We start from the raw sequence: 13,471 nt of genomic DNA, 5'->3' as shown, positions 1-13,471 counted from the left end.
CAGCATATGGTAGCTGCCGTTTGCTGTCGCTACGCTGAACGAACCTGAGGCTCACTGCCGCAGGAACGCCTCGAGCTTGGCGAACAGCGGGTTCTCCCGGTCGAACACATAGTCGAGCGAAACCACCGAGACGGTCTCGGCGCCATGCTCGCGCAGGAAGCTCGCCAGCGCATAGAGCTGACCCGGCGGACAGTGCAGCGTCAGCATGCCCGACGAGGTCGGCCCGCCGAACGGGGCTTCGACGCCGAAGCGCTCGTGGGCTTCGCCGAGCAGGGCGGCGTCGCATTGCTGGAAGCGGGTGCGGACCTCGCGGTATTTGTTGGCCCGCGCCCTTGCTGCGATGTGATCGAGGATGACGCGCGCGGTCTCCCGCGCCTGCGGCGACCAGTCGGCATCCCTAGAGGCGACCAGATTGGCTTGGCTGCGCAGGATCACGCCGTCGTCGAGCACCCGCAAGCCATTGGCGGCGAGCGTCGCGCCGGTCGTGGTGATGTCGACGATCAGCTCAGCGCTGCCGGCCGCCGGCGCGCCTTCGGTCGCGCCCGCGCTTTCGACGATGCGGTAATCGGTGATGCCGTGGCTCTGAAAGAAGGTGCGGGTGAGGTTGATGAACTTGGTCGCGACCCGCATCCGCATGTGATGCTGCTCGCGGAAGCCGGTGGTGACGTCGTCGAGGTCGGCCATGGTGCGGACGTCGATCCACGCCTGCGGCACCGCGACGACGACGTCGGCATAGCCGAAGCCGAGCCCGTCGATCAGGGAGACGCGCTTGTCGGCATCCGCCATGTTCTCGCGCACCAGGTCTTCGCCGGTGACGCCGAGATGCGCAAAGCCGCGCGACAATTGCGAAGCGATTTCGCTCGCCGAGAGATAGGCGACCTCGACATTGTCGAGGCCCGCGAGCGTGCCGCGATAGTCGCGCGCGCCGCCGGCCTTCGACAGCTTGAGCCCGGCGCGGGCGAAGAACGCCTCGGTGTTTTCCTGCAGGCGGCCCTTGGAGGGAACGGCCAGGACGAATGGCGCGCTCATGACTTAAGCTCCCACCTTGCGGCAGATCCGGGTCAGCGCGTCGACCCAGACCGAGAAGCCGACCGCGGGGATCGGCTCGGCCGATCCGAGCTGGGTCATCAGCCCGTCATAGCGGCCGCCGGCGACCAGCGGCTCGGCGCCGTTGCCCCTGTGATGCAGCTCGAATTCGAAGCCGGTGTAATAGTCGAGGCCGCGTCCGAACGCGGTCGAAAAGCGCGTCTGCTTCACGTCGATGCCGCGCGCGGCCATGAAGCCGACCCGGCTTTCGAACTGGTCGACGGCAGCGCTAAGGTCGAGCTTCGCGTCCGTGGTGAGCGCGCGGAGCTCGGCGACGGCATCGTCGGGATTGCCTGCGATCGACAGGAAGCGCTTGAGCACGGCGATCGCCTCGCGCGGCAACGCGCCGCCCTTCAGCGTCGACTGCTCGAGGAAACGGTCGGCGATCTCGGCCGTGGTGCGGCCCCCGACATTGGTGGTGCCCGCGATCGACATCAGATCGGTGACGAAGGCGAGCGCCGCCTTGCGGTCGGAGCCGGCGAGCGCGGCGAGCACACCCTCATATTCGCTGCGGGTCGCGGTGGTCGCGGCCGCCAGCTTCTCCAGATCTTTTTCCAGGCTGATCTTGCGGTTGAAATCCTTGACCAGGCGGCGGCGCCAGACCGGGTAGAGGTCGAGCGCATCGAGCAGGGCGTTGAACAGCGCCACGTCGCCGGTGCGGATCTCGACATCGCGGACGCCGAAGGCGGCGGTCGCTTTCAGCGCCAGCGCCAGCATCTCGGCGTCGGCTGCGGCGCGGTCCTGGCGGCCGAACGATTCGATGCCGGCCTGCAGAAACTCGCTGGCCTGGCCGCTGCGGTAGCGGAACACCGGGCCGAGATAGCTGAACCCGGCCGGCTGGCCGGCGCGGTTCGAGGCGAGGTAGTCGCGAGCGACGGGAATGGTCAGGTCCGGGCGCAGGCAAAGCTCCTCGCCGGACAGGTCTGTCGTCAGATACAGGCTCTTGCGGATGTCCTCGCCGGAGAGGTCCAGGAACGGCTCGGCCGGTTGCAGGATCGCGGGCTCGGCCCTGACATAGCCGGCCTGCGCGAACGACAAGAGCAGCGTATCCGCCCAGGCGGCGGAGCCGGCAGCATTTGAGGTGGCAGTCGCGGTCATAACAGGGGTCCATCGTCCCGGTGGAACCGGGCAGGGCGAAAGGGAGGCGAATTGGCGCAGGCCTTAGCATGGCCCGAAAGCGGTTTCGACCTCCAAAGGATCAATCGCTTAACGGCTTTGGAGGCGGGACGCAGCGATCTGTCAGAAGGTATTTTAGGTATTTTAATACCTAGAGCGGGAGGGGCTTGGTTTTCACTCAGTCTGGCCAGGGAGATCTCTGGGCGCATCGCCAAGCGATGCATCGGTCGAGGCGAAGGCAAGCCCTGCGGTTTCGGACGCGGCGTGATCTGCGAGCTCCTCGGCAAGCTCGAGAATTCTGCCTCCTGCTCGGGTCCCTTATGCCGAGAAATGCCTTGATGAGCCCGAGTTCTTCGCGTCGCCGCCTGTCCGATGCAACATCGTCGTCCTTGGCCATGTCGTCCTGCGCGACAGCCTCATTGCCCGTCGCTGATTCCTGTCCGGGCATGCGACTCAATGCAGCAACCGCAAGCTCAACGTCACATTGAGAAATTGAGGAGGACAGGCAAGTCGTCGCATACTCATATTGGGTATGGCGGATGACCCGTTCGCCTCTGCCTTCGCTTACAATGTGAATGTTGGTTTCGATTCATGCGCAATGCATCAGATGCTATCCGGACGGTCTCGCGGCACACGCTGGCCTATATGCTGTTTTCGATCAGCGAGCTGTTCCGGCACTACGACGAATTCGATCCGCTGGACCTACTGATCGTTCATGCGATTCTCAACGCGAACGTCATCAATGTGATGAACGATCCGTCGCTGGACGAGAGATTTTCCAGCATTCACGCGGTCGAGCCGGATGCGATCAAGCAAGGGGTGTCCCGCGCGGCGCTCTCTCGCTTCCTCAGCCTGCCGCTCGAGACGGTTCGCCGTCGCGTGACGGGACTTAAGAGACGAAAGATTCTCGCCGAAACCAAGGCCGGGCTCATCGTGACCGAGCAGAACGCATTCAGGTTTGGAAACAATCACGAACTGCAGAAGACTAATATGCTGCTGCTCACAAAACTGCTTCGCGATCTCAAGCGCGCCGGCATCAACGGGCCGGATGATCTGCGTGCCCCCAAGGGCGCTGCATCGACAAGGAAGGCGAAGTAAGCGGCAGGATATGGATCAAAGCCTTCTCGATACTGCTCGCGATGGAACGCAAAGAACAGCATTAGACGGCTTGCTGTCGTTCCAGGGTCTCAAGCCATCCGCGGCTCTCGAGCTCCGATCGTACGACATCGATCATTTCGGAGAGAGTGAGAGATATGTCGGCGCATCCAGCATGCCGCTGTCGGCCGGGGCGACTGCAATCAAGCGCGCCCGGCTCAGCCTGCCGATCCTGACGCTGTCTCTGGTGAAGACCTTCCCGCGGATCATCCGCGGTTATGATCTGGCGCACGCCATCGCGGTGGCGGTGCCGATGGACCATGTGACCTCCACCCGCATCAACGGGCAATCAATTGGCAGCTCCATACTCGTTCTCAAGGGGAGATCCGATTGCCTGGTCTATGAGCCGGCGGGGCGTTTGTGGGCTGTCGCCTATTTCAGCCCGCCCGAGCGCGAGCCCTGGTCTCAGCTGGATGACGGCTATCATTTGCTGAGTCCGGCATCGGACCTACTTGCCTCCCTGCATGGCTCGATTTCCACGACGCTTGAAACCGCGGCACATGATCCAGACTTCCTGAACGAGCCGACGTCGCGAACGGCGGTCGAACAATCCCTGTTCGCCGCAATGGATGCTGCCATTCGGTCCAACGTGAAGCGCGGGCCCATGCACTCCACGACGGACAGCTATCAGCGGATCGTCGCAGAGATGGAACGATTGATCCGCCACGATCTCGCGATCTGGCACAAGACGACCGAACTGGCAGAGCGGGTGGGCGTGTCCGTTCGGACCCTCCAGAGTGCGACGCAGGCCATCTGCGGCATGAGCCCTCATCGCTACAGCCGGGTCTTGCGCCTCTGGTCGGTACGAAAGCAGCTGCGCACCGGCCCGGCTCGTCGCAGTGTGAAGGCCTGCGCAATCGGCCATGGCTTCTGGCATCTGAGCGAGTTCGCAGCGAGCTACAGGGCGGCTTTCGGAGAGCTGCCGTCCGAGACCCTGCATCGGTCTAAGCGAGAGGTCATCTAAAGCGCGAACCTGTAGAGCCGCCGCGCGCGAATCGACGTTAGGTTCGCTTGGTTAGGTTAGGTGCCGTCCCAATCGCCCAGCACTGCCTGCACCAGCGCCAGCGCCGCCACCGCGGCCGTGTCGGCCCGCATGATCCGGGGTCCCAGCGCCAGCCGCAGGATTTTCGGCTGCCGCAGCAGCAGGGCGCGCTCCTCCTCGGCAAAGCCGCCTTCGGGGCCGATCAGCACGTCGATGCCAACGCTGCCTTGGTCATGTCCGGCTTCGCGCGCGTCTTGCAGGCTCTGAATGGGGTTTTGGACCTCCGCCGCCTCGTCGCAGAAGATGAGCAGCCGGTCGGCAGGGCGCTGGCTGAGATACCGGTCCAGCGGCACTGGCTCGGCCACCGTGGCGATGCTGAGGATGCCGCATTGCTCGGCGGCCTCGACCACATTGGCCCGCATTCGCTCGGTGTTGACCCGGGAGGCCTGGGTGAAGCGGGTCAGGACCGGCTGAAGCGCGGCGGCGCCCATCTCGATGGCCTTCTGGACCATGTAGTCGAGCCGGGCATGCTTGAGCGGCGCGAAGACGTAAGTGAGGTCGGCCAGCCGGTCCTGGGGCCGGGCCTGCTGGAGGATGACGAGGCCGTCCGGCCGCTTGCGGCCTTCGATCGCGGCCTGCCACTCGCCGTCGCGGCCGTTGAACGCCAAAACCTCGGCCCCGGCGGCAAGCCGCAGCACATTGCCGAGGTAATTGCTCTGGTCGCGGTCGAGCGGAACCCTGGCGTCCTGGGCAAGGGGGACGTCGACAAACAGGCGGGGGGCACGAAAATCGTGGGAGGGCATCGTTCAAAGGTCCAATTCGCCGCCGTTATTAACCGAAAGCCGCCATTTCGGGGGTAAATATTGCCAAATCGGTGCGTCGGCGCGCCGCGCTCTTGCCCTATTCGACGGGTTGTTAAGGGCCGGCGGGAATCGTAAAATCGCGAGCACGCTGGTTGCGCTTCAATTGGGAAGACGCCGGACCCCGTAAGCTCCTGCCGGAGAGACTGCCTTGATGATCCGTCGTTTGATGGTTCCGATCACTGCCGCCATGGTCACCTTGGGCGCCGCGGGTGCCCACGCGCAGGGCTTCCCTGCGCCGCTGCCTGGCCAGGCCCCAACCAGTTCCGCGTTTCCGCCCGTGAACGGCTCGGCGCCGACCGCTTCGGTCGGTACAGCGCCCCAAGGATCGTTTCCCGTCAACGGCGCCGCGCCCGTCGGTGGCGCAGGTGCCTTCAGCGCCGCCCCGCCGACGCAAGGCGGTCCCGGCGAGGACTGCATGAAAACCTTCATGCCGCTGCGCGAGGAAGCCGAGAAGCGCGGCAAGCTGATCAAGGCCGCGAGTGATCGTCACGCCGCGCCGGAAGAAGCCTGCAAGCTGATACGCAATTTCAGCCAGGCTGAGACCAAGATGATCAAGTACATCGAGGCCAACGCCTCGAAGTGCGGGATTCCGGCGCAGGTCAGCGCGCAGATGAAGGACGGCCACAAGAACACCGAGGCCATGGCGACGAAGGTCTGCAACGTCGCGCAGCAGATGCAGAACCAGCCGCGCGGTCCGGCCGGTCCGTCGCTGAGCGAGGTGTTGGGTTCTGGCTCGGCGCCTGAGGCCAATGCCGGCAAGAAGGGTGGCAGCACCTTCGACACGCTCAACGGCAACGTCCTCACCCGATGAGTGACACATCCGCCCGCGTTGCCGATTCCACCGGCAACTGGGTCGATACGCTCGCGCCGCAATGGGCGCGGCCTTATTTGCGCCTTTCGCGCTTCGATCGTCCGATCGGCTCCTGGCTCCTGTTGATGCCGTGCTGGTGGTCGGCGGCGCTCGCCGCCGGCATGGCGCACGACGTCCGCGGCCTGCCGCTCACCATCGTGCTGTTCTTCATCGGCGCCTTCGTCATGCGCGGGGCAGGCTGCACCTGGAACGACATCACCGACCGCGATCTCGACGACAAGGTCGAGCGCACCCGCTCGCGGCCGTTGCCGTCGGGCCAGGTGACGACCAGGCAGGCGCTGGCCTTCATGGTCGCGCAGGCGCTGACCGGTCTCGTGGTGCTGCTGCAATTCAACCGCTTCGCGGTCCTGACCGGCATCGCCTCGCTTTTGATCGTCGCGATCTATCCCTTCATGAAGCGCATCACCTGGTGGCCGCAGATCGTGCTCGGCCTCGCCTTCTCCTGGGGCGCGCTGATGGGATTTGCCGTCACCTTCGGCCGCATCGAATTGACCGCGCTGGTGCTCTATGCGGGATCGATTTCGTGGGTGATCGGCTATGACACGATCTATGCGCACCAGGACGCCGAGGACGACGCGCTGATCGGCATCAAGTCCACCGCGCGGCTGTTCGGCGCGCACACGCACCAGGCGCTGATCCTGTTCTACGGGCTTGCGGTGATGCTGATCGGCGTCGCGCTGGCCTCAGGCGATGCGCGCTGGCCGGCCTGGCTCGGGCTTGCGGCGTTCGCCGTGCATCTGGCCTCGCAGATCGTGCGGCTGGATATCAGCGACCCCTTGCTCTGCAAGCGCCTGTTCTTCTCGAACAAGTATGCGGGCTTCCTGCTGTTTGCGGGATTGCTGGTCGACGCGGTGATGCGGGCGGCGTAGCCCGTAGGGTGGGCAAAGGCGCTCTTGCGCCGTGCCCGCCATCTTCCCGGGATTGAGATAAAAAAGGTGGGCACGCTTTCGCTTTGCCCACCCTACGGCACTGTGCGTGCCGTTCAATTCCTTGCGATGATCTCGCGTTCGCCCTGATGAACCGACAGCTCGCGCGTCATGGCGGTGCGCCGGCGCATCAAGAATTTCGGACGGCGGGCGCGGATCGCGTTGGCGCGGCGACGGCGCGGCGTGGGCTTGCGGGCACCTTCGTCGAGCTGCGGAAGCGCGAATAGCTCGCTCCAGATCGCCCAGGCCTCGGCGAGTTCGTCGCCATCGGTGCTGACCAGCAGCGGAACGGACAGCGAGGGATCGCGATGCACGAGGACGAGGGTCTGCGCCTCGTCATTGCCGCGCAACGCAACGCCGATGAAGTCGCTGACGCGGACGTTGATCGCCATCTGCATGCCGCGGACGGCACGGCGCAGCACGACACGCTCGCGATGAAGCTCGATCTGTCTGGTGTATCCGTCGGCGCGCGGATCGTGCGCATCGAAGCGGACCGGAAGGGAAAGAGGGTCGAGCCGCAAGCTGCGGCCCGACCCGGCGGGAGCGATCCCGCTTGTTGCTGTTTGACGCCTCACGGCTTTAGTTCTCCCCGCCGGGATTATGTTCCCGGTCGATGCGAGGACCTTAGCGCGCGCCGTTCCGAAACCACTTAAAAAGGCTGGTTAATCCAGCGTCACCGCCGCTCATGATTGACAAGACCTTGGCACGCATGATTGACGAGACGTTGCGCTGGACTTGCGAATCTGAGCTTTTTGCGGGCTGAAAACGCTTGAAGTCCGTACCAATTGGGCACATCTGGTGTTCAGGGCCGGTATCGCCCGAAACCTCCCGCCGCAACAGGATTTCGTTTGTGAACCCTTCACCAAGCTCGACGCTTTCGCCCCAGGATTCGTCCAAAGCCAATCGCGACCTGTTCGATCAGACCGCTCTCTCCGATCTCGCGCAGCGGCTGGTCGAGGCGGCCAAGCGCGCCGGTGCGGATGCGGCCGATGCGGTCGCCGTGCGCGGCGTCTCGCAGGGCGTCGAGGTGCGAGACGGGCGCGTCGAGGAATCCGAACGCTCCGAGGGCGACGATGTCGGCCTGCGCGTGCTGGTCGGCCAGCGCCAGGCGGTGGTCTCGACCAACGACGTCAGCGGCGATGCCGTGACCAAGCTTGCCGAGCGCGCGGTTGCGATGGCGCGCGTCGCGCCCGACGACAAATATGTCGGCCTCGCCGATCCCGCGCTGCTCGCGCGCGACTTCCCTGATCTCGATCTGCTCGATCCCGACGTGCCCGCGACCTCCGAGCTCGAGCGCCGTGCGCTCGAAGCCGAGGCTGCCGCGCTTGCCGTGAAGGGCGTGACCAAATCCGGCGGCGCCTCCGCCTCCGCCGGCATGGGCGGCATGGTGCTCGTCACCAGCACCGGCTTCCATGGTTCTTATTTGCGTTCCAGCCAGGGCATTTCGGCGACCGCGATATCGGGCGAAGGCACCGGCATGGAGCGTGATTACGACTTCACCTCGGCGCCGCACGGCGCGGATCTCCTGTCGCCGGAAGTCGTCGGCCGTTCCGCCGGCGAGCGCACCGTGGCGCGTTCCAATCCGCGCAAGGTCGAGACCTGCAAGGTGCCGGTCGTGTTCGATCCGCGCGTTGCGGGCTCGCTGGTCGGCCATGTCGTCGGTGCCATCAACGGCGCCTCGATCGCACGCAAGACCAGCTTCCTGAAGGACAAGCTCGGCCAGCAGCTGTTCGCCAAGAACATCCGCATCATCGACGATCCCCTGCGCAAGCGCGGCCTGCGCTCGCAGACCTTCGATGCCGAAGGCGTCGCGGTGAAGAAGATCGCGCTGATCGACGAGGGCGTGCTGACGACCTGGCTGCTCGACTGCGCGACCGCGCGCGAGCTCGGCCTCACCACCACCGGCCACGCCCATCGCGGCGTCTCGTCCTCGCCGTCGCCGGGGCCGTACAATCTGCATCTCGAACCGGGCACGCCGACCCCGGCCGAGCTGATCGCCGACATCAAGCAGGGCTTCTACGTCACCGACCTGATCGGCTCCGGCGTCAACGGCGTCACCGGCGATTACAGCCGCGGCGCCTCCGGCTTCTGGATCGAGAATGGCGAGCTGACCTATCCCGTCAGCGAAGTGACGATCGCAGGCCATCTGTTCGAGATCTTCAAGTCGATGCAGCCGGCGAACAATCTCGAGTTCCGCTACGGCATCAATGCGCCGACGGTGCGCATCGAGGGTTTGACGCTTGGCGGACGCTGACGCGCATTCAACCGACGAAACCATCCCGACGCGCGACGCGGCGCTGCTGCAAGACGCGGTGCGGGAGGCAGGCAGCCTCGCGCAGTCGATGTTCCGCACCGAATTGAGGACGTGGACCAAGGGCGCGTCCTCGCCGGTGTCGGAAGCCGACATTGCCGTCAACGACCTGCTCGAAGCGCGCCTGCGCTCGGCGACGCCCGATTATGGCTGGCTGTCCGAGGAGAGCGCCGACGATGAGGTGCGGCTGTCGCGGCGGCGGACCTGGGTGGTCGATCCCATCGACGGCACCCGCAATTATCTCGGTGGCCATGACGAATGGTGCGTCAGCGTCGCGCTGGTCGAGGATGCCTCGCCGGTGCTGGCTGCGGTGTTCGCGCCCGCAACCGACGAGTTCTTCTTCGCGGCCCGCGGGCAGGGCACGACGCTCAACGGCAAAGCCGTGCGGGCGGCGTCCGGATCCGCGCTCGACTTCTCCCGCGTCGCCGGCCCGAAGCCGATGGTCGAGCGGCTCAATACTGCCGGCGGCGACATCAAGCTGCATCCACGAATCGGTTCGCTCGCGTTGCGCCTGTGCCGGGTCGCCGATGGCGTGCTGGATGCGGCTTTTGCCGCGGGCAACAGCCATGATTGGGACCTTGCGGCGGCCGATTTGATCGTGCAGGAAGCGGATGGTAGGATGAGCGACCTCTCCGGAGATCCCATCCTCTATAACCGCCGGGAAGTCACGCACGGGGTGCTGGTGGCAGCGGGTCGCGATCGTCATGCGGGCATCGTCGCGCATTTTCGAAATCGGCCCTTGCCCTGAGTGCGTCCGCCGTGCTTCTCGAACACTGCTTTGCCGGGCAGCCCGTTAGGAACAGAACCCATGCCAGATAGTGCCCCGCAACAATTGCTGCATCTCGTCATCGGCGGCGAGCTGCTCGATCTCGAGCACAACACCTTCAAGAACCTCGATGACGTCGAGATCGTCGGCCTCTATCCGAACTATGCGTCCGCCCACGTCGCCTGGCGCGCCAAGGCGCAGAGCACGGTCGACAACGCGCAGATGCGCTATTTCATCGTCCATCTCCATCGGCTGCTCGACCCGAATCAAGAACCGGCGCGTTGAAAAAACTGCTTCGCAATACGCTGCGAAGCAGCTGGTTTCAGCGTGCCGTCGGGGTTCTGGCGGCCGAATATCTGCGTCTGGTCTGGCGGACCAACAAATTCACGTTCGATCCGCCTGACGTCTATGACATCGTCGAGCCGCAGATCCCCGCGATCTTCGCCTTCTGGCACGGCCAGCATTTCCTCACGCCCTTCATCAAGACCAAGGAGTCCTACCGGGCCAAGGTCCTGATCTCGCGGCATCGCGACGGCGAGTTCAACGCGATCGCCGTCGAGCGGCTCGGCATCGGCCTCATCCGTGGTTCCGGTGACCACGGCGGCGCCTTCCACCGCAAGGGCGGGGTGGGCGCGTTCAGGGAAATGGTGCACACGCTCCAGGACGGTTGTAATGTCGCGCTGACCGCCGATGTCCCCAAGCGCTCGCGCGTGGCCGGGCTCGGCATCATCATGCTGGCACGGGAATCGGGGCGGCCGATCATGCCTTTCGCGATGGCGACCAGCCGCTTCATCCGGCTCAAGAACTGGGACCGCACCACCATCAACCTGCCGTTCGGGCGGGGCGCATTGGTCGGCATCAAGGAAATCCACGTGCCGCCGGATGCCGACGCCGCCACCATGGAAGCGCTGCGGCTGGAGCTGGAAGAGACCTTGAACGAGGCGACCCGCCGCGCCTATGCGCAACTCGGCCGTCCGGGGCCCCAAGATGGCTAACTCGCTGCCGATAACGCTGCGGATGTACCGGCGCCTGGCCTCGGGCCTGGTGCCGCTTGCGCCGGCGCTGATCAAGCGGCGGCTGAAGCAGGGCAAGGAGGATCCCGCCCGCGTCGGCGAGCGGCGAGGCCTGTCCCGGGACGTGCGTCCGCACGGCCCCCTGGTCTGGATTCACGGCGCCAGCGTCGGCGAGGTGCTCGCCGCAGCCGCGCTGATCGAGCGCCTGCGCGACCTCAATCTGCGCATCCTGCTCACCTCGGGCACCGTCACCTCCGCCGCCGTCGTCGCAAAGCGGTTTCCGCCCGACGTCATCCATCAATACGTGCCGTATGATTCCCCGCGCTATGTCGCGCGCTTCCTCGATCACTGGAAGCCGTCGCTGGCGCTGTTCATCGAATCCGATTTGTGGCCGAACCTGATCCTGGCGGGCGCCGCGCGCCGCCTGCCGATGGTGCTGATCAACGGGCGGATGTCGCCGCGCTCCTTTCCGCGCTGGCGGCGGATGTACGGCACCATCTCGGCGCTCCTGTCGCGGTTCGACATCTGCCTGGCGCAGTCGAAGACCGATGCGGAGCGCTTCTCGGCGCTCGGCGGCCGCGACGTCGTCACGACAGGTAATCTCAAGCTCGACGTGGCCGCGCCGCCGGCCGATCCCGCCAAGCTCGAGCGGCTGGCGGCGATGACGCGTGGCCGCCCGATCATCGTCGCGGCCTCGACCCATCCGGGCGAGGACGAGATGCTGGTCGCGGCGCATCGCAGTCTCGTCGGTTTCTTCCCGCAGCTTCTGACGGTGATCGTGCCGCGGCATCCGGATCGCGGCGCCTCGATCGCGGGCTTGATCACGGCGTCGGGCCTGAAGCCGGCGTTGCGCTCGCGCGAGGAATTGCCGACGGCCGCGACCGACGTCTATGTCGCCGACACCATGGGCGAGCTCGGCCTGTTCTACCGCCTCTCGCCGGTCGTGTTCATGGGCGGATCGCTGATCCGTCATGGCGGCCAGAATCCGATCGAGGCGATCAAGCTCGGCGCCGCGATCGTCCATGGTCCGCACGTCTTCAACTTCGCCGATGTCTACGAGGCACTCGACAGCAGCGGCGGCGCGCGCCAGGCCGACACGCAGGAGACGCTGGTTAAGCAGCTCGGCCAGTTGCTGGCCGATCCCATGGTGCGCGACGGGATGCAGCGCGCAGGCTCAGGCGTGGTCGAGGATCTCGGCGGTGCACTCAATCGCACCATGACTGCGCTCGAGCCCTATCTGTTGCAGCTTACCATCGAGATGGGGGCCGCCAATGCGTGAGCCGGCCTTCTGGTACCGGCCGCGTTCCTTCAAGTCTCATGCGTTACGGCCGTTGGGTCTGCTGTATGGCGCGATCACCGAACGGCGCATGCTGCGCCAGGGCTTTGACGCCGGCATCCCCGTGATCTGCGTCGGCAACTACCATGTCGGCGGCGCCGGCAAGACGCCGACCGTGCTCGCGCTGACGAAGCTGTTGCGCGAGCTCGGCGAGACGCCGGTGGTGCTCAGCCGCGGTTATGGCGGGCGCCTCAAGGGTCCGGTCATGGTCGACCGCGAGCGCCACACCGCTTCCGACATCGGCGACGAGCCGCTGATGATGGTGCGCGACGTTCCTGTCGTGGTCGCGCACGACCGTCTCGAAGGCGTTGCGCTCGCGAAGTCGCTGGGCGCGACCGTGATCCTGATGGACGACGGTTTCCAGAACCCGCGCCTGCTGAAGGACGCCTCCCTGATCGTGATCGACAGCGAGCGCGGCCTCGGCAACGGCAAGGTGTTTCCGGCCGGTCCCTTGCGCGCGCCGCTGAAGGCGCAGCTCGCGCGCACCGATGCGCTGGTGCTGATCGGCAATGGCCATGCCGCCAACGATGTCGCGGCGGAGCTTGCGAAGCGCAACAAGCCGGAGCTGCGCGCGCGCCTGAAGCCGGATGCGGCCTCGGTCGCGCAACTCCTCGGCAAACGAGTCTTTGCGTTCGCCGGCATCGGCGATCCCGCGCGTTTCTTCCGCAGCTTGCGTGCCTGCGGCATCGAGGTCGCGCGCACGCGCCCCTTCGCCGATCACCACATGTTTTCGCAGAACGAGATTGCGGCGCTCGCAGCGGAGGCGCAGCGCGAGCAGCTCACGCTGGTGACGACGGAAAAGGATCTTGCGCGCCTGCGCGGCCGCGAAGGCGTGCCCGACGGCATCGTGCCGTTCGCGGTGCAGCTCGAATTCGATGATCCGGCAGCGCTCCGGCAATTGATCAGCGATCATCTCTACAAGGCGCGCGAGCGGCGGTTCGGCAGGCGATGATGTCTTGATGATTTCCTGATGATTTCTTGGCGTGGGCAAAGCGCTCCGCCGTAGCCCAACACCGCGCGCCTTGCGATATGCGACATGTCGCGGC

General features: G+C 65.6%; 14 protein-coding genes. 10 read left to right on the top strand and 4 right to left on the bottom strand.

Going from position 1 to position 13,471, the window contains the following annotated elements; all coding sequences use genetic code 11:
* Positions 1-51: 51 nt before the first annotated feature.
* Both hisG and HAP41_RS37015 read right to left on the bottom strand, forming a co-directional pair.
* Entirely contained in the window at positions 52-1,029 is a 978-nt protein-coding gene (gene hisG / locus HAP41_RS37020) for an ATP phosphoribosyltransferase (protein WP_166083768.1), read from the bottom strand.
* A 3-nt stretch (positions 1,030-1,032) separates the two neighbouring features.
* Positions 1,033-2,184, bottom strand: coding sequence for an ATP phosphoribosyltransferase regulatory subunit (locus tag HAP41_RS37015; protein WP_166083775.1), 1,152 nt, complete (start codon positions 2,182-2,184; stop codon positions 1,033-1,035).
* A gap of 609 nt (positions 2,185-2,793) precedes the next feature.
* Between HAP41_RS37015 and HAP41_RS37010 the strand changes: the two genes are divergently transcribed.
* Both HAP41_RS37010 and HAP41_RS37005 read left to right on the top strand, forming a co-directional pair.
* On the top strand, positions 2,794-3,300 hold the full coding sequence (locus tag HAP41_RS37010; RefSeq protein WP_063985619.1) for a hypothetical protein: 507 nt from the start codon (positions 2,794-2,796) through the stop codon (positions 3,298-3,300).
* 10 nt (positions 3,301-3,310) lie between these two features.
* A complete protein-coding gene (locus HAP41_RS37005) occupies positions 3,311-4,321 on the top strand; it encodes a helix-turn-helix domain-containing protein (RefSeq protein ID WP_166083799.1) in 1,011 nt (336 codons plus the stop codon).
* Positions 4,322-4,377: 56 nt separating this feature from the next.
* Here the strand turns inward: HAP41_RS37005 and HAP41_RS37000 are convergent, their stop codons facing one another.
* Positions 4,378-5,142, bottom strand: a complete 765-nt coding sequence (locus HAP41_RS37000) for a 16S rRNA (uracil(1498)-N(3))-methyltransferase (RefSeq protein ID WP_166083810.1) — start codon at positions 5,140-5,142, stop codon at positions 4,378-4,380.
* Between the two features lie 211 nt (positions 5,143-5,353).
* Between HAP41_RS37000 and HAP41_RS36995 the strand changes: the two genes are divergently transcribed.
* The gene (locus HAP41_RS36995; RefSeq protein WP_166083821.1) at positions 5,354-6,013 is read left to right on the top strand and encodes a hypothetical protein; all 660 of its coding nucleotides are present in this window, start codon (positions 5,354-5,356) and stop codon (positions 6,011-6,013) included.
* On the top strand, positions 6,010-6,942 hold the full coding sequence (gene ubiA / locus HAP41_RS36990; protein ID WP_166083823.1) for a 4-hydroxybenzoate octaprenyltransferase: 933 nt from the start codon (positions 6,010-6,012) through the stop codon (positions 6,940-6,942). The genes HAP41_RS36995 and ubiA overlap by 4 nt, the downstream gene beginning before the upstream one ends.
* 113 nt (positions 6,943-7,055) lie before the next feature.
* Here ubiA and HAP41_RS36985 read toward each other — a convergent pair whose 3' ends face one another.
* Positions 7,056-7,574, bottom strand: coding sequence for a DUF6101 family protein (locus HAP41_RS36985; RefSeq protein ID WP_071909513.1), 519 nt, complete (start codon positions 7,572-7,574; stop codon positions 7,056-7,058).
* 275 nt (positions 7,575-7,849) lie between these two features.
* On the opposite strand from HAP41_RS36985, the gene HAP41_RS36980 reads away from it, so the two are divergent.
* From HAP41_RS36980 to lpxK, 6 genes are read left to right on the top strand one after another with little or no spacing between them, the layout of a single operon-like run.
* Positions 7,850-9,253: a TldD/PmbA family protein gene (locus HAP41_RS36980; RefSeq protein ID WP_071909514.1), complete on the top strand. Its 1,404-nt coding sequence runs from the start codon at positions 7,850-7,852 to the stop codon at positions 9,251-9,253.
* Complete coding sequence (locus HAP41_RS36975; RefSeq protein ID WP_166083872.1) at positions 9,240-10,058, top strand: 3'(2'),5'-bisphosphate nucleotidase CysQ; 819 nt, start codon at positions 9,240-9,242, stop codon at positions 10,056-10,058. Before HAP41_RS36980 ends, HAP41_RS36975 begins: the two co-directional genes overlap by 14 nt.
* 60 nt (positions 10,059-10,118) lie before the next feature.
* On the top strand, positions 10,119-10,361 hold the full coding sequence (locus HAP41_RS36970) for a DUF4170 domain-containing protein (RefSeq protein ID WP_014491932.1): 243 nt from the start codon (positions 10,119-10,121) through the stop codon (positions 10,359-10,361).
* Positions 10,358-11,071: a lysophospholipid acyltransferase family protein gene (locus tag HAP41_RS36965; RefSeq protein ID WP_063985611.1), complete on the top strand. Its 714-nt coding sequence runs from the start codon at positions 10,358-10,360 to the stop codon at positions 11,069-11,071. Before HAP41_RS36970 ends, HAP41_RS36965 begins: the two co-directional genes overlap by 4 nt.
* Positions 11,034-12,368, top strand: a complete 1,335-nt coding sequence (locus HAP41_RS36960) for a 3-deoxy-D-manno-octulosonic acid transferase (protein WP_175618018.1) — start codon at positions 11,034-11,036, stop codon at positions 12,366-12,368. The genes HAP41_RS36965 and HAP41_RS36960 overlap by 38 nt, the downstream gene beginning before the upstream one ends.
* Positions 12,361-13,377: a tetraacyldisaccharide 4'-kinase gene (lpxK, locus tag HAP41_RS36955; RefSeq protein ID WP_166083886.1), complete on the top strand. Its 1,017-nt coding sequence runs from the start codon at positions 12,361-12,363 to the stop codon at positions 13,375-13,377. Before HAP41_RS36960 ends, lpxK begins: the two co-directional genes overlap by 8 nt.
* The last annotated feature ends 94 nt before the right edge of the window (positions 13,378-13,471 follow it).

This window comes from Bradyrhizobium barranii subsp. apii (assembly GCF_011516635.5).
Taxonomy (GTDB): Bacteria; Pseudomonadota; Alphaproteobacteria; order Rhizobiales; family Xanthobacteraceae; genus Bradyrhizobium; species Bradyrhizobium barranii.
This window is presented reverse-complemented; position numbering and strand designations above follow the sequence as displayed.

Coding starts and splice junctions, on each gene's coding strand:
- hisG (WP_166083768.1), bottom strand. CDS start 1,029: ATGAGCGCGCCATTCGTCCTGGCCGTTCCCTCCAAGGGCCGCCTGCAG.
- HAP41_RS37015 (WP_166083775.1), bottom strand. CDS start 2,184: ATGACCGCGACTGCCACCTCAAATGCTGCCGGCTCCGCCGCCTGGGCG.
- HAP41_RS37010 (WP_063985619.1), top strand. CDS start 2,794: ATGCGCAATGCATCAGATGCTATCCGGACGGTCTCGCGGCACACGCTG.
- HAP41_RS37005 (WP_166083799.1), top strand. CDS start 3,311: ATGGATCAAAGCCTTCTCGATACTGCTCGCGATGGAACGCAAAGAACA.
- HAP41_RS37000 (WP_166083810.1), bottom strand. CDS start 5,142: ATGCCCTCCCACGATTTTCGTGCCCCCCGCCTGTTTGTCGACGTCCCC.
- HAP41_RS36995 (WP_166083821.1), top strand. CDS start 5,354: ATGATCCGTCGTTTGATGGTTCCGATCACTGCCGCCATGGTCACCTTG.
- ubiA (WP_166083823.1), top strand. CDS start 6,010: ATGAGTGACACATCCGCCCGCGTTGCCGATTCCACCGGCAACTGGGTC.
- HAP41_RS36970 (WP_014491932.1), top strand. CDS start 10,119: ATGCCAGATAGTGCCCCGCAACAATTGCTGCATCTCGTCATCGGCGGC.
- HAP41_RS36960 (WP_175618018.1), top strand. CDS start 11,034: ATGCGCAACTCGGCCGTCCGGGGCCCCAAGATGGCTAACTCGCTGCCG.
- lpxK (WP_166083886.1), top strand. CDS start 12,361: ATGCGTGAGCCGGCCTTCTGGTACCGGCCGCGTTCCTTCAAGTCTCAT.